Raw genomic sequence first — 20,875 nt, 5'->3', positions numbered from 1 at the left:
CGTGTGTTGCAGTCTCGGCTGTCATATCAGTTGCACCTCGCTGTGTGTTCATCGGTGATGTCTGTGTTGGGGGTGGGGAGAGGCTTTCGAAGAGTCGTGCCGCACGGGCTCCGGGCTGTGTTTCTGCGCGGACGTCATGTACGCCTCGCAACACCGCTATCCGGATCGGCGGCCGATCATCGTCGACCCTTCTTCCCACCCCTCTTGTTGCGCTGGTTGGATGATCCCTGTTTCTTCGGACCCGACCCCGAGTTGCCAGAACTCTTCGACGACGCTGCTCCCGCGGGTTTGGCGCCGGGCTTCGGTTTGCTTCCGACGACGTGCTGCGTCGACGACGAGCCGTCGTCGGATCCGCTGTCGAGTGTGGCGTCGACGTCGAGATCCTCGGCCGACTCAGCCGACGAATCAGCACCATCAGAGTCCGACTTACTGAGCGACGGGGAAGGCGACCCCGAGTTCTTGCCCTTCTTCAGCCGATCGGGCCGCGCACCGGGCTTGGGGGCGTTCGCCTTGAGCTTTTCCTGCTTCGCTTGGCGCGCCGCCTCTTCTTCCTTCTCGATACGACCGAACACGATGTGCTGCTGCCCGTACGTCCAGATATTGTTACTCATCCAGTACAGGAGGATCGCGACGGGGAAGAACGGACCGGTGACGAGGATGCCGAGCGGGAAGACGTACAGCGCCAGCATGTTCATCATGCGGGTCTGCGGATTCTCGAGTGCGGCCTCGGGTTGACGCGCGACCGATGCGCGCGAGTTCATGTGCGTGGCGATCGACGCGATGATCATCATCGGGATGACGACGATCGCGATGTTCAGACGTGTGAAGTCGATCGGGTGACCCGGCTCCACGAACGCCTGGAACTCGGAGACAGGCTCCGTGATGTACGACGAAAGCGGCACACCGAAGAGGCGCGCGTCGAGGAAGTTTCGGACCTGCTCCTCATTGAACGCATAGTTACCGTGGCTGCGCGTCTCTGCTGCGGTCATATGCAACTGACCCATGCCGGTCGCCATACGGTTGAACGATCGCAGCACGTGAAACAGACCGATGAACACGGGGATCTGCAGCAACATGGGCAGGCAGCCGAGCAGGGGATTGAACCCGTGCTCTTTCTGCAGCTTCTGCATCTCCTCGGTCATCTTGACCCGATCCTTGGCGTACTTCTTCCGGATCGCCTGAAGCTGCGGGTTGATCTCCTGCATCTTCTTCGTGGTGCGGATCTGCTTCACGAAGGGCTTGTAGAGGATCGCGCGCAGCGTGAAGACGAGGAAGATCACCGACAGCGCCCAGGCGATGCCATTGCCGCCCGGGGTGTTCGGTGTGATGTGGTCGAACACCCAGTGCCAGACCCACATGATCCAGGAGACCGGCCAATAGATGAAGTTCAGCACGGGACAGTTACCCCTCACTCTTCGCGGAGACACCCACGCTGATCGTGGTGTCCTCCGTGATTACACGTCCGCGCACCGTCGGCCCGCCATCAGCGGATCCGTTGTGCGTCGATGGAAACTCTTGGTCTTGCTGGTCGTCGAGACCCTGATCGTCGAGACGCTGATCGTCGAGAGGCCGGTCGTCGGAATCCTGATCCGGCTGCGGCATCCACGGCCACCGGAACGATTCCTCGGGCACCGGGTCGTAGCCGGGCTTGTGCCACGGACCGCATTTGAGCAATCGGATCACCGACAGTGCACCGCCGTAGAAGAAGCCGTGGCGTGTCAGTGCCTCAACCGCGTAGCCCGAGCAAGTCGGTTCGAAACGACAGGTTGGCAAACGCAGCGGCGACACCCAGGTGCGGTACAACTCGATCAAGAAGATCACCACTCGACGTGGCAGCAGATGGCAGAACCGGATGAATGCCTGGATCGACGACGCTGACATCACAAAATCCTGCCGGGAGATACAGTCGATGACCCGCTCGGACAGGGAGAGTCGAGCAGCTCGGCTGCGAGTCGTCGAACTTTGGCGTGACGCAACGCTTTGCGAAGTTGGGCGGCCAACTCGACGCTCGACACCTCCGCAGCACTGGGGAGAGCACGCACGACGACAGAGGTGTCGGTGGTCGGACACTCGTCCATGACTTCCGCGAACGCTGCCCTGATCCGGCGCGCCACGAGATGGCGGGTCACGGCATTGCCGACCGACTTACTGACGATCAACCCGAGCCAGGGTCCGCCCGACGTCGCGACATCGATTCGACGACCCGTCTCGTCGGGCCAGCGCGTCGGCAAGATGGACACCGTCAACAGCAGATCACGCGACGATACCCGCACGCCCTTCTTGAGCGTGCGGGAGAAGTCGGATCGTGTGGAGATCCGATGGATTGACGCCATCACCGACCCAATCGCCACCGGAGCGTTCCGACGACGGGCGTTGCCGCCGCCGGGACTCGCGGTGTTGTGCAGATCAGGCCGAGAGCTTTGCGCGGCCCTTGCTGCGACGGGTGTTGACGATTGCACGACCCGCGCGGGTACGCATACGCAACCGGAAACCATGCACGCGTGCACGACGACGGTTGTTCGGCTGGAAAGTCCGCTTGCCCTTGGCCACGGCTGGTACTCCTTGTGTTCGTACGTGAGCACGCCAACTACGCGCGCACCCACGATCTCCTGAGTGGTCTGCTTATCCAGGCAGCGGTGCCGGACTCGTGCCGGTTGGGTGACCCCGTTTCCGCCGAACGAACCGCACGCGGTCCAGCCTTCGAAAAACAAGAACGCCACCACGCAAATCCGCACACCTGGATGACCAGTCGAGACTACTGGACCCGGTGTACTCAAATCAAACGAGCGGATCCACACCAACGTCGTGACCAGCGATGACGAGTGCCATACCTGCCCACGGCCTGCGTACGCGCCATCCTCGACGCCGTCCGGGACGCACTATTTGTGATCTGCCCGAGTCAATTCGAGCCTTACGTTGTCGGCTTCGTGGTGGTTCTGTTAGCGTCGTTCCCCAGTGACGGCGACCGATACGCCACTCACATCTCCACGACGCGATCGCGGCGTCGGACCCATCCCGACTTGGTTGTACACAGCTGTGGATAAGTGTGTGGACAAGTCGGCTCCCGAACCGGCATCGTGGGTCCCCGATGACTGATGCTGGTAATTTTCTCGGGGTGGGAAGGCCTGACCGTGACTTCTGATCGCGACTCGTTCGGCGAGGTCTGGCAACAGGTCGTCGCAGAGCTCAACGACGATTCCGCCGGCGGAGACCACGAACTTCTCACCCGGCAGCAAAAAGCCTGGCTCTCGCTCGTGCAGCCACTCACCCTCGCCGAGGGATTCGCACTGCTCACCGTCCCGACGCCGCTGGTCCAAGAACAGATCGAGCGCACGCTTCGCGACACCATCCGCAGCGCACTCTCACGTCACCTCGGGCAACCCGTCGACCTCGGGGTGCGGATCGCGACACCCCCGCCGAGCACAGACACCCCCGCCGAGCAGCCATCCCAGGTCGGGGTTCCCCGCTCATCGGCACCTGCCGGGGGAATCGGCCAAGCACCTATCTCCACATCGGGCGTCGACGTGAGCGACTTCGGCAACGGCCAATTCCCGCTCCGCCAGCCTGCCCCCACAGACCATGCAACCTCCGACTCCCTGAGCACCGACTCATTCGGCGCACAGCAGTCCCCTCAACTGTCGACGCCCGCTACCAACGGAGCAGCGTCGGATTCGCGAGGTGCTCCGACCAACTGGCCGTCGTACTTCGCAGAACGCCCGACCGCGGCACCCACACCCTCTGGCGCCAATCTCAACCCCAAGTACACCTTCGACACCTTCGTGATCGGAGCGTCGAATCGCTTCGCGCACGCGTCGGCCGTTGCCGTGGCCGAAGCCCCGGCGCGCGCGTACAACCCGCTGTTCATCTGGGGTGAGTCGGGACTCGGCAAGACGCACCTGCTCCACGCCGCCGGCCACTACGCCCAACGGCTGTTCCCGGGAATGCGCGTCAAGTACGTCTCCACCGAGGAATTCACCAACGACTTCATCAACTCGCTGCGTGATGACCGTCGAGTCGCGTTCAAGCGCCGCTACCGCGACGTCGACGTACTGCTCGTCGACGACATCCAGTTCCTCATCGGCAAAGAAGGTATCCAGGAAGAGTTCTTCCACACCTTCAACACGCTGCACAATTCGAGCAAGCAGATCGTCATCTCCTCCGACCGACCGCCGAAACAGCTTGCGACACTTGAAGATCGGCTCCGCACGCGATTCGAGTGGGGACTGATCACCGACGTTCAGCCACCCGACCTCGAGACGCGCATCGCCATCCTGCGCAAGAAGGCGCAGATGGACAGCATCGCTGTTCCCGACGACGTCCTCGAACTGATCGCGTCGAAGATCGAGCGCAACATCCGCGAGCTCGAGGGTGCATTGATCCGCGTCACCGCGTTCGCCTCCCTGAACAACACCGACCTCGACAAGTCGCTCGCAGAGGTTGTCCTTCAAGCGCTGCTACCCAACTCCGGCACCCTGGAGGTCAGCGCGGCGTCGATCCTCGCGATCACCGCGGAGTACTTCGACATCTCGGTCGACGAACTCCGGGGGCCCGGCAAGACCAGGGCAATCGCGCAGGCGCGTCAGATCTCCATGTACCTGTGCCGAGAGCTCACCGACCTCTCGCTGCCGAAGATCGGCGAAACCTTCGACCGTGACCACACCACGGTCATGTACGCCGAACGCAAGATCCGCAAGGAGATGGCCGAGCGTCGCAAGGTCTACGACCACGTCCAGGAGCTCACCGCGCGCATCAAACAGCGCGCTGTCGGCTGACCGGATCCTTCTGAACCCCTCGAGTCCCTTCGCTCCAACACGGCGCGGAGGGACTTGTCATCTCCAGGCCCAAACCACAAGTCTCAACCCCAACCCAAGGGTCTCCGACGATCTGATCGGGTGGATTTTCATGTCATCTCGACGTCGCCGTCCACCGTTCCAGGGTCTCGGAAAGGCTGTGGATCGACTGTGAGTAAGAGAGGTCTTGATGTGTACAGAACGTGGACGATGCTCGAACAGAATTCGTCATGTGCACAACTCGACCGACCCACCCAGGATCCGTACACGTTCGATCCACAACCCTGTCGGTGCTCTGACATGGGATCCGTCGTGTTGTCCACAGTTTGCACAGTGCCTATGACTGTTATGGATCCCTCTCTTAAAAGAACTTCTTTTAAGAAGCCGTTGTGCACACCTCGCTCGAGCCGCGGCGTCGACTCGTCTGGATCTGCCTCGCACAAACGCTCGGCGCGGCGTGGCGACTTGACCCCAACGACTCCCCGTCACGCGATCGCGCTCTAGAGTGGGAACTCCTGGCGAATACCGAGAGAAGGGCAACCACCGAGCATGAAGTTCCGTGTCGCGCGTGACGAGTTCGCCGATGCCGTCGCCTGGGTAGCGCGCAGTTTGCCGTCTCGCCCGCCCGTTCCCGTGCTCGGTTGTGTGGTCCTCCTGGCCGACGACGCTGGGCTGACCGTCTCCGGCTTCGACTACGAGGTCTCGGCACAGCAGCAGATCGGCGCCGAAGTCGCAGAACCGGGGCAGGTGCTGGTGTCCGGGCGTCTGCTGGCCGATATCACCAAAGCTCTTCCGAACAAGCCGGTCGACGTCTCGCTCGACGGATCCCGCGTCGCCATCACCTGCGGCAGCGCGAAGTTCTCGCTGCCGACCATGCCCGTCGAGGACTACCCACAGCTTCCTGACGTCCCGGCCGTCACCGGACTGATCCCGGCGCAGGTGTTTGCCGAGGCCATCTCCCAGGTCGCCGTCGCCGCCGGCCGCGATGACACACTCCCGATGCTCACCGGCGTGCGCGTCGAGATCGACGGCAAGACCGTCGTCCTGGCGGCCACCGATCGCTTCCGCCTCGCGGTACGCGAATTGGAGTGGGAGCCAGCCGATTCCGGTGCTTCGGGTGCGGTCCTCGTGCCGGCGAAGACGTTGTCCGAAAGCGCGCGGACCGCGAGTTCCGACTCCGGCGACGTGAAGCTGGCATTTGGCAGCGGTTCAGCACTCGGTGGCGAGGGGATCCTGGGCATCGTCGGCGAGACCAAGCAGACGACGACCCGTCTCCTCGACGCCGAGTTCCCGAAGTTCCGCCAGCTGTTGCCCGCGAGCCACACCGCCATCGCGACCATCGAGAGTGCACCTCTCATCGAGGCGATCAAGCGTGTGGCGCTGGTCGCTGAACGCGGTGCACAGGTGCGCATGGAATTCCGCGACGGATCCGTACTGCTCACGGCAGGCGGCGACGAAGCAGGCCGCGCCGAAGAAGAGCTGCCCGTGCAGTTCTACGGCGAGCCGCTGACCATCGCGTTCAACCCGACGTATCTGCAGGACGGACTCTCCGCGATCGGCGTCGCAGTCGTCGACTTCGGATTCACGACGCCGAGTCGTCCCGCGGTACTGCGCCCGTCGACCGGCGACGAACCCATCGCCGACGAATCCGGAGCGTTCGTCGCACCCGACAGCGTTTTCACCTACCTGCTGATGCCGGTTCGCCTGCCCGGATAGCGGCTCATGCGCTGAGGCCGAGTAACGAAACATCAAGGCAGCACTGATCTTTCACGCACACGCGAAGGGGAAGCCATGCAGCTCGGGCTGATCGGCCTCGGCAAGATGGGTGCCAACATGCGCACCCGTATCGAGCGCGGTGGCCATGAGGTCGTCGGATACGACCCGCGCCCGGAGGTCTCCGACGTCGCGTCGATGGCCGATATGGTGGCCGCGCTCGACGCACCTCGCGCGGTGTGGATCATGGTGCCCTCCGGCGAACCCACCCAGCAGTGCGTCGCAGAACTCGCAGGCCTGCTGGATTCGGGCGACGTCGTCGTCGATGGCGGTAACTCGCGGTACACCGACGATGAGCCTCACGCAAAAACCTTGGGCGACAAGGGAATCGGTTACCTGGACTGCGGTGTTTCCGGCGGTGTGTGGGGCTTGGAAAACGGATACGGCTTGATGGTCGGCGGATCCGACGCCGACGTCGAGCGGCTCATGCCGATCTTCGATGCACTCCGCCCGCCGGGTGAGCGAGCCGACGGATTCGTTCACGCCGGACCCGTCGGCGCAGGCCACTACGCCAAGATGGTGCACAACGGCATCGAGTACGGCCTGATGCATGCCTACGGCGAGGGTTACGCTCTACTCAACGCCGAGCCGCTCATCGTCGATGTCGAAGGCACGATGCAAGCCTGGACACAGGGCACGGTGATCCGGTCGTGGCTCCTCGACCTTTTGGTTCGCGCCCTGCAGGAAGATCCGGGCCTCACCGAAATCTCCGACTACACACCGGATTCCGGTGAAGGTCGATGGACCGTCGAGGAAGCGATTCGCCACGCGGTGCCTGCCAATGTCATCTCGGCGGCGTTGTTCGCACGCTTTGCGTCGCGGGAGAAGGGCGGTTCGCCCGCGCTCAAGGCAGTGTCGGCGCTGCGTAACCAGTTCGGCGGACACTCCATGCAGAACACCGCGGGCAAGAACGTCGGCGAGACCGGAACGCCGGTTCAGAATCCGTCGAATACCGCTCCGCCCAACTGATCTCGACGTCCCGTGTTTGTTCGTGAACTACACCTGCGCGACTACCGATCGTGGCCGTTGGCCGACCTCACCCTTCGCCCCGAACCGACGATCTTCACCGGCCGCAACGGTTTTGGAAAGACCAACCTGCTCGAAGCGCTCTTCTACATCGCGACACTTCGGTCACATCGGGTGAGCTCTGACGCGCCGCTGGTCCGATCCGGGGCGACGTCAGCGTCGGTCGGAGCGACCGTCGAGAACGCTGGTCGTGAACTCGCGGTCAGCCTGCAGATTGCTGCCGAGGGGTCAAATAAGGCCTGGCTCAACGGATCTCCGTGTCGACGCCCACGCGAAATCCTCGGTGTACTGCGTGCGGTGCTGTTCGCCCCGGAAGACCTACTACTGATCCGCGGCGATCCGAGCGATCGTCGACGCTTCATCGACGAGCTCGTCGCCCAGCGCGGACCCCGTTGGGCTGCAGCACGTTCCGACTACGACCGGGTGCTGCGGCAACGGTCTGCGCTGCTCAAGACTGCGGGCGCGGCGCTGCGTCGAGGGGGCTCCGACGCCGACTCGGTGATCAGCACCCTCGACGTGTGGGATGCTCAGCTCGCCGATCTCGGTGGCCAGGTGACCGCTGCGCGGATCGAGGTACTGCGTGATCTCGAACCACACTTCGTCGCGTCGTACTCGTCGATCGCTCCGCATTCTCGTCCTGCCTCGTTGAGCTACCGCGCGTCGGCGGGGCCGGAGCTGGTGCCTGCGCGCGACGTCGAACCAGATTCGGAAATAATCGCGACACAACTACTCGAGCGGCTTGGGCAGACGCGCACCAAGGAGATCGAGCGCGGCGTCAGTCTTGTCGGTCCGCACCGCGACGACATCGACATCGTTCTCGGGTCCGAGGTGGCCAAGGGTTTCGCTTCGCACGGAGAATCGTGGTCGCTCGCGTTGGCGTTGCGACTCGGGTCGGTCGAGCTCGTGCGCAGTGAGGGGATCGAACCCGTCATCATGCTCGACGACGTCTTCGCTGAACTCGACGCCGCGCGACGTCGCAAACTGGTGGAGTTCACCGCCGGTGCCGAACAGCTGCTGATCACCGCTGCTGTCGCCGAGGACATCCCCGAAGGTGTCGGCGGCAGACGTATCGGAGTCAACGTTGTCGACGAGGCCGACGGCACGCGGCATTCCGAACTGATGTCCGAGGCAACTGAGAGCATGGACTCATGAGCGACACCCCCGAAGAGCAGCCAGGCACCGAGTCGCCTGGTGGCGACGCGTCGAGCGGGTATGAGCGGGCACGCCGCGCCTTGGAGGAGGCACGGGCGTCGGCGCGTGCTGCGGGCAAGTCGGTGGGTCATGGCCGGGCGTCGCCGATTCGACGTCCGCGCGGGTCGTCGAGTCGTCGACGCTGGTCGGGCGCCGGCCCGGATTCGCGGGATCCGCAGCCCTTCTCCAGGCTCGTCGGCGGCCTGGCGCGCGACCGCGGGTGGGAGCCTCAGATCGCCGAGGGCACGTTGTTCGGGCAGTGGCTGCAAATCGTCGGACCGGACATCGCCGCGCATGCCAAGCCAGAAGCGTTGCAGGACAAGGTACTTCACGTACAGGCCGAGTCGACGGCGTGGGCGACGCAGCTGCGGTATGTGCAGCGCCAGATCCTGGCGAAGATCGCCGCGGCCATCGGCGACGACATAGTGACGTCGTTACGGATCACGGGCCCCAAGGCGCCGTCGTGGCAAAAGGGCAAACGCAACGTGCCCGGGCGGGGTCCTCGCGACACCTACGGCTGAGCCAGACGAAGCCGGGCGAGAGGCGACATACACGCCGACACCGACAAACCTCGTCCGACGCGGCTCTGAGCCGACTTTTATCCCAAGACCACCGCCGATCGCGCTTCTTGTGCAGAAAATCGTTCTGAGCGCGCGTTAGCGGCCCCGGATGGTGCTTCCTGAGCGAATGAGGCAGTACACTGGAGACACTTGTCCCGGCAGGGGAGATAAGCAGCCGTGACCGGCGGTCACATACGCGAGCGGGCGAAGGCCCGGCATCTCGTCGTGTGTCCGTGGTCGGCGCTGGTCACGTCACCCTGCCCAGCATGACACGACTGGAGTCCAGCCGTGAACGAGACAGCGCGTACACACACCAGCGCAGTCGAGAGCAGAAGAGGAGCGGACGCACCCCGTGGCCGACACGAATGACAAGAAGAGCCGTAAGAAGCCAGGTGAGTACGGTGCCGAGTCGATCAGCATCCTCGAAGGACTCGAAGCAGTCCGTAAAAGACCAGGTATGTACATCGGCTCGACCGGTGAGCGGGGCCTGCACCACCTGATCTGGGAGGTCGTCGACAACTCCGTCGACGAGGCCATGGCCGGCTACGCCAGCAAGGTCGACGTGACGTTGCTCGAGGACGGCGGCGTCGAGGTCGTCGACGACGGTCGCGGTATCCCGACCAGCATGCATGCGACCGGCGTACCCACCGTCGAGGTCGTCATGACGCAGCTGCATGCAGGCGGCAAGTTCGACTCCGACGCGTATGCCGTGTCCGGTGGTCTGCACGGCGTGGGTATCTCCGTCGTGAATGCGCTGTCGACCAAGGTCGAGTTGGAGATCAACTACGGCGGTCACCACTGGGAGCAGACGTACAACTACGCCAAGCCCGGGCCGCTGGTCCAGGGTGCGGCGACGCGCAAGACGGGTACGACTGTCCGGTTCTGGGCCGATCCGGAGATCTTCGAAACCACCACTTACAGCGCCGAGACCGTTGCGCGTCGTCTGCAGGAGATGGCCTTCCTCAACAAGGGCCTCACCATCACGCTGACCGACCGGCGACCGCAGACCGCCGCGGCCGACGCCGTCGTCGAAGGTGACGAAGACACCGCTGAGAAGCCCAAGACCGCCGAGGAAGAGGCGGTGGCTCCCACCGTCACGAAGCCGCGGACCCGCACGTATCACTACCCCGATGGCCTGATCGACTACATCAAGCACCTCAACCGCACCAAGACGCCGATCCACCAGTCGGTCATCGGTTTCACCGCCAAGGGCACCGGTCACGAGGTCGAGATCGCGATGCAGTGGAACTCGGGATACTCCGAGTCGGTGCACACCTTCGCGAACACGATCAACACCCACGAGGGCGGTACGCACGAAGAGGGCTTCCGCGCGGCGCTGACCTCGACGGTCAACAAGTACGCGCTCGACAAGAAGCTGCTCAAGGAGAAGGACGGCAAACTCAGCGGCGACGACATCCGTGAGGGTTTGGCAGCTGTCATCTCCGTCAAGGTCGCCGACCCACAGTTCGAGGGTCAGACCAAGACCAAGCTCGGCAACACCGAGGTCAAGAGCTTTGTGCAGAAGACGTGCAACGAGCACCTCGGTCACTGGTTCGAGGCCAACCCCGCCGAAGCCAAGATCATCGTCAAGAAGGCCGTCGACTCCGCGCAGGCACGCCTTGCCGCCCGCAAGGCGCGAGAGTTGGTGCGCCGCAAGACCGCAACGGATATCGGTGGTCTGCCTGGCAAGCTTGCCGATTGCCGCAGCAACGACCCCACCAAGTGTGAGGTCTACATCGTGGAGGGCGACTCAGCCGGTGGCTCGGCCAAATCCGGCCGCGACTCGATGTACCAGGCGATCCTGCCGATCCGCGGCAAGATCATCAACGTCGAGAAGGCCCGCATCGACCGCGTCCTCAAGAACACCGAGGTCCAGTCGATCATCACCGCGTTCGGCACCGGCATCCACGATGAGTTCGACCTCGCCAAGCTGCGCTATCACAAGATCGTGCTGATGGCCGACGCCGACGTTGACGGCCAACACATTTCGACGCTGCTGCTGACGTTGCTGTTCCGCTTCATGAAGCCGCTGATCGAGAACGGTCACGTCTACCTCGCACAGCCGCCGCTCTACAAGCTCAAGTGGCAGAAGCGCGAACCCGAATTCGCTTACTCAGACCGTGAACGCGACGGACTGCTCGAGGCCGGTCGGGCCGCGGGCTGGAAGATCAACACCGACGACGGCATCCAGCGCTACAAGGGCCTCGGCGAGATGAACGCGAAGGAACTCTGGGAAACCACAATGGATCCCGCCGTTCGCGTGCTGCGCCAGGTGACCCTCGACGACGCCGCCGCGGCTGACGAACTCTTCTCCGTGTTGATGGGCGAGGATGTGGCCGCGCGCCGCAGCTTCATCGCCCGCAACGCGAAAGACGTTCGCTTCCTTGACGTCTGATCTCTCACGAATCGAAAAGGATACTGATGACTGACACCACACTCCCGCCAAACGGGGGTACGGGCGATCGCATCGAACCGGTCGATCTCGGCCAGGAGATGCAGAACAGCTACATCGACTACGCGATGAGCGTCATCGTCGGTCGCGCGCTACCCGAGGTGCGCGACGGACTGAAGCCCGTCCACCGTCGACTTCTCTACGCGTCCTACGACGCCGGGTTCCGTCCCGACCGCGGCTACGTGAAATCTGCGAAACCCGTTGCCGAGACGATGGGTAACTACCATCCCCACGGCGACAGCGCGATCTACGACGCGCTGGTCCGCCTCGCGCAGCCGTGGTCGATGCGCTACCCGCTGATCGACGGTCAGGGCAACTTCGGTTCGCGCGGCAACGACGGCGCGGCCGCCATGCGTTACACCGAGGCGCGCCTCACGCCCCTCGCGATGGAGATGTTGCGTGACATCGACGAGGAGACAGTCGATTTCACGCCCAACTACGACGGCAAGACCAACGAGCCGACGGTTCTGCCCGCACGTATCCCCAACCTGTTGATCAACGGGTCGGGCGGCATCGCGGTCGGTATGGCCACCAACATCCCGCCGCACAACCTCAACGAGGTTGCCGACGCGGTCTTTTGGGCGCTGGAGAATCCCGAGGCCGACGAGGAAACCATGCTCGCGGCATGTATGGAAGCCATCAAGGGACCTGACTTCCCCACGGCCGCACTGATTGTCGGCAGCCAGGGCATCCGTGATGCCTATACGACGGGCCGCGGCAGCATCCGTATGCGAAGCGTCGTCGACATCGAGGAGAACAAGGGCACCACCACCCTTGTCGTGACCGAACTGCCGTACCAGGTCAACCCCGACAACCTGATCGCGTCGATCGCCGAACAGGTCAACGAGGGAAAACTAAAGGGCATCAGTCGAATCGAGGATCAGTCCTCCGACCGCGACGGCATGCGCATCGTCGTCACCCTGCGTCGCGACGCCGTCGCCAAGGTCGTGCTGAACAACCTCTACAAGCACAGCCAGTTGCAGACCAGTTTCGGCGCCAACATGCTGTCGATCGTGGACGGCGTGCCGCGCACCCTGCGTCTTGACCAGATGATCCGGTACTACGTCGCGCACCAGATCGATGTCATCGTGCGTCGTACGCGGTACAGGTTGCGCAAGGCAGAAGAGCGCGCGCACATTCTGCGCGGTCTCGTGAAAGCCCTTGACGCACTTGACGAAGTGATCGCACTGATCCGTGCGTCGGCCAACACCGACGCCGCGCGACAGGGCCTCATCGGCCTCCTCGACATCGACGAGATCCAGGCCGACGCGATTCTCGCGATGCAGTTGCGTCGTCTGTCGGCACTCGAGCGTCAGAAGATCATCGACGAGTTGGCTGAGATCGAACTCGAGATCGCCGACCTCAAGGACATCCTCGCCAAGCCCGAGCGTCAGCGCGCCATCGTGCGGGACGAGCTCAAGGTCGTCGTCGAGAAGTTCGGCGACGAGCGTCGAACAAAGATCATCGCCGCAGACGGAGACGTCGCCGACGAGGATCTCATCGCGCGCGAAGACGTCGTCGTCACCATCACCGAGACCGGATATGCCAAGCGCACGAAGACCGACCTGTACCGCAGTCAGCGACGTGGCGGCAAGGGTGTGCAGGGTGCAGGCCTCAAGCAGGACGACATCGTCAAGCACTTCTTCGTGAGCTCGACCCACGACTGGATCCTGTTCTTCACCACCAAGGGTCGGGTCTACCGCGCCAAGGCGTACGAGCTTCCCGAGGCCAACCGCACCGCGCGCGGCCAGCACGTCGCCAACCTGCTGGCATTCCAGCCGGAGGAGCGGATCGCTCAGGTCATCCAGCTCAAGACGTATCAGGATGCGCCGTATCTGGTGCTCGCCACCCGTAATGGTCTGGTGAAGAAGTCCAAGCTCGAAGATTTCGACTCCAACCGCTCTGGCGGTATCGCGGCCATCAACCTCCGCGGCGAAGACGAACTCGTCGGCGCACAGCTCTGCAGCTCCGACGACGACCTGCTGCTCGTCTCGCAGAAGGGTCAGTCGATCCGGTTCCATGCCGACGACGAGACCCTGCGGCCGATGGGACGCCAGACCTCTGGCGTTCAGGGCATGCGTTTCAATGGCGACGACGAGCTGCTCTCGCTCAACGTCGTGCGTGAGGGCACCTACCTCCTGGTCGCGACGTCGGGCGGCTACGCCAAGCGCACTCCGATGGACGACTACCCGGTGCAGGGCCGCGGCGGCAAGGGAGTGCTGACCATTCAGCACGACCGCAGGCGCGGCGTACTGATCGGCGCGATCATCGTCGACGACGATTCGGAGCTCTACGCGATCACCTCGGGTGGCGGTGTCATCCGTACGGCCGCCAAGCAGGTGCGCAAGGCAGGACGTCAGACAAAGGGTGTCCGTCTGATGAACCTCGATGAGGGGACAACCCTGATCGCCATCGCACGCAACGCTGACGAGCCCGACGTCGAGGCCGCTGCCGAGTAGCCCTGCGGGTTCGGCGCGCCAGTGTCGACCCCACGGCGGTCGCTTCAGCCAGGGGGAGCGGTTCAACCGTTAGTGTGGTGTGCAACGCCGGCCCGCGTCGTTGTGGCTGGGATAGCACGCGTTATGGAGTGAGGGAACACGAGTGAGCACACCGAACGACCCGGACGACACGAAGTCGACGACCGGCCGGCCTTCGGGCCCCACCGACTCCGGTAATCCCGGAGGTCCGGCGCGGTCGTCCGGTCCGGGTCCTTCGGGTGCTCAGAACTCCGGGTCAGACGCGGTCACCCATCCCTCGATGCCGCCGAAGAACCAGGGCCCGGTCGGAGCTCCCAAGCAGGGTGGACTGGTGCCGCCGTGGCAGCGCGGTGGCGTGCCGCCGCAGGCACCCAACGGCCAGAACGGTCCGGCTTCGCAGGGAGGCCCGCAGCAGAACGGGAAAGCCGGCCCGCCACCAAATGGGGGCCTGCCGCCAAACGCACAGGGCGGCCCGCCGCCGAGTGGAAAAGGCGGCCCGCCGCTGAGTGGAAAGGGCGGCCCGCCGCCGCGCGGCATGGTGACGACCGAACCGGCCGGGGGACAGGCACCGGTCACCAAGCTCGACAGTCCCGCCCGCACGGACAGTCCGTCTCGCCCGGCTACGTCGTCGACTCCTGTGGGAGGCGGCGCGGGTGCCCGCACCGGTTTCGTCGAGTCACCTACGCGGACGATCGTGCGTGACCCGTCCGAGGACGAGCAACTGCCCGACCTCGACCAGATTCATCACACTGCAGAGGTTCGCCAGCCCGCTGAGGTGGCTACCGCGACGGCTCCGCGCCCGGCACCGGCGCAGGTCGGTCACGCGACCGCGCTGCGTGCCGCCGTGCAGATCCGCCGGATCGACCCGTGGGCCACCTTCAAGATCTCCGCCGTGCTCGCTGTCGTCGGATTCTTCATCTGGATGATCGCCGTCGCCGTGCTGTACCTGATCCTCGACGGCATGGGCGTCTGGGACCAGATCAACAGTTCGTTCGGCACGCTTGTCACCGCCGACGGGTCGTCGAGCGAAGGCGATGTCTTAGGTGCAGGCACGATCTTCGGCTATGCCGTGCTGCTCGGCGCGATCAACGCGATCCTGCTGACCGCCATCGCCACCATCGGCGCGTACATCTACAACCTGTGCGCCGACCTCGTCGGCGGCGCCGAGGTGACGCTGGGGGATCTGGACTAAGCGACCCCGCTGGTGGAGTTGGCGCCCGCTGGCGGGGCTGACCCCTGCTGGTCGAGCTTGTCGAGACCACCCTTGACCAGCCGTTTTGGTTGTAGACGACCTCGTCGGGTAACCTCAATCCTCGGTTCACGGGCCTATAGCTCAGGCGGTTAGAGCGCTTCGCTGATAACGAAGAGGTCGGAGGTTCAAGTCCTCCTAGGCCCACTGCGAGTGGTTGTTCGTCAGCCCGTTTCGCAACCCGTCGGTCGTGTTTTCGACGCCCGGCACGGGGCCTTAGCTCAGTTGGTAGAGCGCTGCCTTTGCAAGGCAGATGTCAGGAGTTCGAATCTCCTAGGCTCCACAAGCAAGACTTCGCGGCCGATCTTGGTCGCCATACCCGCCCTTGGACGCGCGCCGGCTAGTTCAAGTTCGTATGTCCCTCGGAGCCATTTCAGGTGCTTGGCGGTGTCCCGCGCAGTTTCTCGGGGAAGAGTCCCTCCCAGGCGCAGAAACTAGGGGAAATGACCTTTCCGCGGGTCCTGTACCTTTCCTCGAGTTATTCCTAGGGGAAGGGTGCGAGACACGGGGAAGAATCCCGCGGAGGCGCTGAAACTCGGAGAAGAGTCCGCCCGCCGCGCAGAAACTAGCGGAGAGAGAACCTTCCCCGAATTTTGTACATTCCCGCGACTGTCGTAGGCCACCTTGGGCCGTAGGCCGCCGGGTGGCAGCGTCGAGCGGAAACCACACAAGACCCCCGCTGCCATTCGCACCGAAGCGAACCGCAGCACGCACACTCGAGCCTCACACGCCGACCAGAACTGCGATCTCACAACGCGTGCCGTTACACCGCCACAACGCGTGTCGTTGCACCGCCGCGGCGGCGAACTGCTGCGTACTCTCTCCACATGCACATCGAGGAAGTCTTCTCCGGGGTCGCTGTGGCGTTCGAGGCGATCGGTGCGTTGACGATGGTCCTCGGCTTCATCATGTCGCTGATATTGGCCGGTCGAGCTCTCAAACGAGGTGAGGGAGGCCAAACCGCCTATTCGACGCTGCGCAACACCCTGGGTGCAGCGATCCTTCTTGGCCTCGAGGTGCTCGTGGCAGCGGACCTGATCCGCACGATCACATCCAAGCCGTCGATCGAGGATGCGCTGATCCTCGGAATCATCGTCTTGATCCGGACCGTGCTGTCGATGTCGATTCAGATCGAGATCGAGGGCGTCGTGCCGTGGAAGCGTGCGCTGCTGACCAGTGGTGCTTCCCTGGCCGGCAGAGAGATAGCGCGCGACGCGGCCGCACAGGCCGCCGCGTCGCGAACCACCAACGACTGACTACAGCCGTGCGGCCGCGTACTGCGCGGCCTGGACGTTCATGCCGTTCACGGCGTACAGCACGTGCAGCCCGTTCGGCTGACCCACCGGAGCGCCGTCGCATACGACGTCGCCCGCGATGCAGTAGGTGACGGTCTTGGGCTTGTACCGCGGTCCCACGTTCATCTCAGGTGCTCCGACGTCGCGGATCCACCGGTCCGACGGCGGAGCGAACAGAACGACGGCCTTCACATGCGGTTCCACCTCGGCCGGCATGGCCTTGGGAGCCTGCGACGCGTACTCGGCGTACCGCGCGGGAACGGCAATCCCGCTGTTTGCTGCGTATGCCGCGACCGCGCCGCCCTGCGAGTAGCCGCCGAGGACGATTCCCGTCTTCGGGCACCGAGCCGCGGTTGCCCTGATGTGATCCTGCGCATCCGTGATGCCGTCGACCACGTTGCGGACAAACGCCACACGGTTGTTGAAGTTGTTGCTTGCGGGGTAGTTGACGCCGTAGACAGCTACCGACTTGCCCGGCAGTTGCGATCTCAGCGCCTGCGCAAACGACAATCCCGTCAGCCCGACGGGCGGCGCGGTTTCAGCCGTTCCGCGAGCGAACACAACCTCGACATCCGGACACGACGCCGCAGATGCATGTGGTGCTGCGGCGAGAACACCGCCGGCAGCGACGACGAGCGAACCCGTCAGGAGCGCTATCCGACGTGCGGCACTTTTCTGAGGCGAGATGCGACGGTCACGCCCGGAACGGGAGCGTGGAAGAGAGAGCTTCGGCATGGAGATCCTTTGCGGAGTCGTGCGCCGGCGGACGTCGATCAGAGCCGACTGTGGACGAGAGTACTCACGGTATTCGTCCAACGTGGCGGCTCGGATGGGCCGGAGTGCACACCTATTGACCGATCGCTGAATCAATAGCAGCACCTGACCGAAAGACAACCGGCCAGGAGACGACCTGGTCAGAAGACGAAGATGAACAGGTACACCAGAAGTGCTACGACAGCGACGGCAACCCACGTCCACCCAAGACGGATCGCCACGGTCGCGAACGGCGCCCCGTACTGACGCCGCGAGCGGATCTCATCGCGTGCGCGGTAGCCGAGATAGATGCCGATCGGCGACGTGATGCCCAGTAGCGACAACACGAATGCCCAGATCGCCGTACGGTTCATCGTCGTTGTTGACGACGATGCCGGTGCTGCAGTCCGAGGCGGGGCCACGGGCTCCTCCTGGTCTTCTACGCGGGAACCGATGCCTTTGCGGTTCGACGGTTCATTCACGGCTGAGTATGCCTGCGTTGCTGATGCCTCGTCCGGGCCGACCGGCCGAGCGTCGCGTGAGGGAGTGCTCGCAGGGACATCGCGCTGGGGCGGAACGAACACACGTTCTCCAGCTCGTGCATATTCGCTTGTGCTGGAACGGCTTTCGGTCGTCGGCGGCGTCGTACCCGCTCGTCCGCTCGGATCACCGGCGCGTGGGGGAGGGCCGCCCGGCGCACCGATCGGACCTCTGCGTCCCGGGGGCGGTGGCACCGGCGCGCCCTGCCGCTGCGGTGGCACGGACCCCTGTCCCGACGGTCTTCCCGCCGTCTGTCCGGTTCCTGGAGCGGGCTGCGCGCCGGGCGCGGGCGGACGTTGCGGCGGGCCGCCGACCTGCCATCCCGGTCGCGGACCGGTGTTCGGCGGAAGCGGCCTACCGCCCTGTGCGGGAGCCGGGCCGTTCCCGGTCGCGGGACGGGGGGCGGCGGTCTGTTTCCGGTGAAGGTGGGATTGGCGCCACGCGGGCCGGGACCGGTGCCGGAATGATCGCCGGGAGTGCTGCGCGGGGCAGGACCACCGTCGCGACGCGCTGGATCCACGCTCCGCGGTGCAGGTCCGCTGTCACGCGGGACGTAGCCGTTATCCCGCTGCGCAGGCCCGACGCTGCGCGAACCAGGCCCGACGTCGCGAGGCGCGGGCCCGGCGCTGCGTTCGTCGGGGCGGACAGACCAGCCCGACGACGGTCCGTTTGCGCGCTCCCACGGTGCGGGAGCAGGCGATACGGAGTCCCGCGCAGGTGTGGGTCGCGACGTGGAACCCGTCGTCGGCTGCGAAGGCCTGTCGGACGCATCGTCGCTCGTGAGGGGAGCAGACCACCCCGATGCTCGGTTCACGCCCGACTCGCTGTCGGCGTCGTCGGCTCGGGTGTCGTCGGAGTTCACGGGTCCAAATTACCTGCACCGGTGTCCCGAGACCGCATGGACCGTCGACTCGGTGACCTTGCGGTCTCGCTACTCGGCGTCGGGAGCAGCGCTGATCGTGGGCGGCAGTTCGTCGATCCGAGGAACCGTTGCCGAGATCGGTGGGGGCTCCTGCCGACTCCGACGAAGTACGACGATGACGGCCGCCGCTACGGCTGATACCAGCGCGAGTCCCCCTGCGATGGCAAGCACCTGCTTCTTCTGCATGTGCACAGCGTGCCAGTTCGCTGCGGGCGGATGCCACTTCTGACACCTACCGGGGCTGAGGTGGTTGTATGGAGGGCGTGAGTATTGAAACGCAGACCGCGACCATCCACACCAACCGCGGTGACATCGTTGTCGACCTGTTCGGAAATCACGCACCCAAGACCGTTGCCAACTTCACCGGCCTCGCCGATGGCAGCAAGGAGTACAGCGAGCCCAACGCTTCCGGAGGCAACTCCGGACCGTTCTTCGACGGCTCGGTGTTCCACCGCGTCATCGAGGGCTTCATGATCCAGGGCGGCGATCCGACGGGCACCGGCCGCGGTGGCCCCGGATACCGCTTCGAGGACGAGTTCCACCCGGAGCTCTCCTTCGACCGTCCGTACCTCCTCGCGATGGCGAACGCCGGACCGGGAACCAACGGATCGCAGTTCTTCATCACCGTCGGCCCGACGCCGCACCTCAACCGTCGCCACACCATCTTCGGTGAGGTGACTGATCCCGCATCGCAGCAGGTTGTCGACGCGATCGCGACGACGTCCACCGACCGCTCCGACCGTCCGCTCGACCCGGTCGTCATCGAGAAGATCGAGATCAACTGAACACACCGCAGCAACCGGCGCGCGCGTCGCAGGTCTGCTACCGGCACCCCGACCGCCCGACCTTGCTCTCCTGCAGCAGGTGCGGGCGGTCGGCGTGTCCGGAGTGCCTCGAGCCGTCGGCCGTCGGGCAACACTGCGTCGAATGTCGCGGCGACGACGGATCGCGGCGCGCGGCGTCGAGCCTCGGAACCGCACAGATGTCGACACCGACGGTCACTCGCAACACTCCGATCGGGACTTATGCGCTGATCGCCGTCAACGTGGTGATCTTCGCGCTCTGCGTGATCGAGGCGAAGTCGTTCGACGCCGGGCTCGCGCCTCTCTTCCAGCACGGCGACCTCGTGAGAGCCGACGTCGCCAATGGCGAGTACTGGCGACTTCTCACCGCAGGTTTTCTCCACTTCACCGTGATGCACATCGCGCTGAACATGATCTCGCTCTACATCCTCGGCCGCGACCTCGAGACCGCGCTCGGTCACAGTCGCTATCTGATGGTCTACTTCATCGCGCTTTTCGGCGGCAGTGCAGCGGTGATGCTGTTCGAGGCGGGCAACGTTCGCAGTGCCGGTGCATCCGGAGCGATCTACGGCTTGATGGGCGCGATGCTCGTGATCGTGGTCAAAGCGAGAATTTCCCCGACCGGAGTCATCACGATCATCGTGATCAACCTGGTCTTCTCGGTGACGATGCCCGGGATCTCGCTTGCCGCCCACGTCGGCGGCCTGGTGTTCGGCGCCGCGGCGACGGCCGCTGTCATCTATCTCCCGGCAACGGTTCTACCCGACGAGTCGCGCACGCAGCGCAACGCTTCACGCGTGGGCTGGATAGCACTGGTCGTGCTGCTCATCGTCGCCATCGCGCTCGGCGTCATCGCCGGCAGCTCGAGGTCGGGTCTGCTCTGAGGTCGGGTCTGCTCTGAGCGGGCTGTTCTGAAGTCGAGTCTGCTCTGAGCGCGTCTCGGCGACACCGGGAGTCAACCCGTCAGCAAGTTGTCCACAGGTGAATGGTCGACGCCCCGACCCGCTGCCGCAGCACTGCTGGTCGGCGGCCTGCTTCTCGTCG

General features: G+C 64.4%; 18 protein-coding genes and 2 tRNA genes. 13 read left to right on the top strand and 7 right to left on the bottom strand.

Features of this window, described 5'->3' with window-relative positions; genetic code table 11:
* Positions 1 to 176: 176 nt before the first annotated feature.
* The 4 genes from yidC to rpmH form a co-directional block, all read right to left on the bottom strand.
* Positions 177 to 1,394, bottom strand: a complete 1,218-nt coding sequence (gene yidC / locus A5777_RS17135) for a membrane protein insertase YidC (RefSeq protein ID WP_064863563.1) — start codon at positions 1,392 to 1,394, stop codon at positions 177 to 179.
* Between the two features lie 7 nt (positions 1,395 to 1,401).
* Positions 1,402 to 1,881: a membrane protein insertion efficiency factor YidD gene (gene yidD, locus A5777_RS17130; protein WP_064863562.1), complete on the bottom strand. Its 480-nt coding sequence runs from the start codon at positions 1,879 to 1,881 to the stop codon at positions 1,402 to 1,404.
* On the bottom strand, positions 1,881 to 2,333 hold the full coding sequence (rnpA, locus tag A5777_RS17125) for a ribonuclease P protein component (RefSeq protein WP_064863567.1): 453 nt from the start codon (positions 2,331 to 2,333) through the stop codon (positions 1,881 to 1,883). Before rnpA ends, yidD begins: the two co-directional genes overlap by 1 nt.
* Before the next feature lie 73 nt (positions 2,334 to 2,406).
* The gene (gene rpmH, locus A5777_RS24305; protein ID WP_082933723.1) at positions 2,407 to 2,550 is read right to left on the bottom strand and encodes a 50S ribosomal protein L34; all 144 of its coding nucleotides are present in this window, start codon (positions 2,548 to 2,550) and stop codon (positions 2,407 to 2,409) included.
* A 581-nt stretch (positions 2,551 to 3,131) separates the two neighbouring features.
* On the opposite strand from rpmH, the gene dnaA reads away from it, so the two are divergent.
* The 11 genes from dnaA to A5777_RS17070 all read left to right on the top strand — a co-directional run bounded on the left by dnaA (position 3,132) and on the right by A5777_RS17070 (position 16,774).
* A complete protein-coding gene (gene dnaA, locus A5777_RS17120; protein WP_064863561.1) occupies positions 3,132 to 4,772 on the top strand; it encodes a chromosomal replication initiator protein DnaA in 1,641 nt (546 codons plus the stop codon).
* A gap of 567 nt (positions 4,773 to 5,339) precedes the next feature.
* On the top strand, positions 5,340 to 6,506 hold the full coding sequence (gene dnaN, locus A5777_RS17115; protein ID WP_064863560.1) for a DNA polymerase III subunit beta: 1,167 nt from the start codon (positions 5,340 to 5,342) through the stop codon (positions 6,504 to 6,506).
* A gap of 75 nt (positions 6,507 to 6,581) precedes the next feature.
* Entirely contained in the window at positions 6,582 to 7,532 is a 951-nt protein-coding gene (gene gnd, locus A5777_RS17110; protein WP_064863559.1) for a phosphogluconate dehydrogenase (NAD(+)-dependent, decarboxylating), read from the top strand.
* A 12-nt stretch (positions 7,533 to 7,544) separates the two neighbouring features.
* A complete protein-coding gene (gene recF / locus A5777_RS17105; protein ID WP_064863558.1) occupies positions 7,545 to 8,741 on the top strand; it encodes a DNA replication/repair protein RecF in 1,197 nt (398 codons plus the stop codon).
* Complete coding sequence (locus tag A5777_RS17100) at positions 8,738 to 9,301, top strand: DUF721 family protein (protein WP_005205889.1); 564 nt, start codon at positions 8,738 to 8,740, stop codon at positions 9,299 to 9,301. Before recF ends, A5777_RS17100 begins: the two co-directional genes overlap by 4 nt.
* Positions 9,302 to 9,692: 391 nt before the next feature.
* Positions 9,693 to 11,735 carry a DNA topoisomerase (ATP-hydrolyzing) subunit B gene (gene gyrB, locus A5777_RS17095; protein WP_064863557.1) on the top strand — a complete coding sequence of 681 codons (2,043 nt, stop codon included), beginning with the start codon at positions 9,693 to 9,695 and terminating at the stop codon, positions 11,733 to 11,735.
* A gap of 26 nt (positions 11,736 to 11,761) precedes the next feature.
* Complete coding sequence (gene gyrA / locus A5777_RS17090) at positions 11,762 to 14,251, top strand: DNA gyrase subunit A (RefSeq protein WP_064863556.1); 2,490 nt, start codon at positions 11,762 to 11,764, stop codon at positions 14,249 to 14,251.
* 142 nt (positions 14,252 to 14,393) lie between these two features.
* Positions 14,394 to 15,461, top strand: coding sequence for a DUF3566 domain-containing protein (locus A5777_RS17085; protein WP_064863555.1), 1,068 nt, complete (start codon positions 14,394 to 14,396; stop codon positions 15,459 to 15,461).
* A gap of 130 nt (positions 15,462 to 15,591) precedes the next feature.
* A tRNA-Ile gene (locus A5777_RS17080) sits at positions 15,592 to 15,665 on the top strand.
* Between the two features lie 63 nt (positions 15,666 to 15,728).
* A tRNA-Ala gene (locus tag A5777_RS17075) sits at positions 15,729 to 15,801 on the top strand.
* A gap of 544 nt (positions 15,802 to 16,345) precedes the next feature.
* Entirely contained in the window at positions 16,346 to 16,774 is a 429-nt protein-coding gene (locus tag A5777_RS17070) for a DUF1622 domain-containing protein (protein WP_064863554.1), read from the top strand.
* On the opposite strand, the gene A5777_RS17065 is transcribed toward A5777_RS17070, so the two are convergent.
* From A5777_RS17065 to A5777_RS24300, 3 genes are all read right to left on the bottom strand, one after another.
* Positions 16,775 to 17,548 (bottom strand): cutinase family protein, encoded by a 774-nt coding sequence (locus A5777_RS17065; RefSeq protein ID WP_197502407.1) that lies wholly within the window; start codon positions 17,546 to 17,548, stop codon positions 16,775 to 16,777.
* 179 nt (positions 17,549 to 17,727) lie between these two features.
* Positions 17,728 to 17,940, bottom strand: coding sequence for a DUF4190 domain-containing protein (locus tag A5777_RS17060; RefSeq protein WP_210734719.1), 213 nt, complete (start codon positions 17,938 to 17,940; stop codon positions 17,728 to 17,730).
* A gap of 1,097 nt (positions 17,941 to 19,037) precedes the next feature.
* Positions 19,038 to 19,214, bottom strand: coding sequence for a hypothetical protein (locus A5777_RS24300; protein ID WP_231895104.1), 177 nt, complete (start codon positions 19,212 to 19,214; stop codon positions 19,038 to 19,040).
* A gap of 68 nt (positions 19,215 to 19,282) precedes the next feature.
* On the opposite strand from A5777_RS24300, the gene A5777_RS17050 reads away from it, so the two are divergent.
* Both A5777_RS17050 and A5777_RS17040 read left to right on the top strand, forming a co-directional pair.
* Positions 19,283 to 19,813, top strand: coding sequence for a peptidylprolyl isomerase (locus A5777_RS17050; protein WP_082933721.1), 531 nt, complete (start codon positions 19,283 to 19,285; stop codon positions 19,811 to 19,813).
* Positions 19,814 to 20,010: 197 nt separating this feature from the next.
* Complete coding sequence (locus tag A5777_RS17040) at positions 20,011 to 20,715, top strand: rhomboid family intramembrane serine protease (RefSeq protein ID WP_064863551.1); 705 nt, start codon at positions 20,011 to 20,013, stop codon at positions 20,713 to 20,715.
* Positions 20,716 to 20,875 lie beyond the last annotated feature (160 nt).

The sequence above is a fragment of the Gordonia sp. 852002-10350_SCH5691597 genome, from assembly GCF_001665715.1.
Lineage (GTDB): Bacteria > Actinomycetota > Actinomycetes > Mycobacteriales > Mycobacteriaceae > Gordonia > Gordonia sputi.
This window is presented reverse-complemented; position numbering and strand designations above follow the sequence as displayed.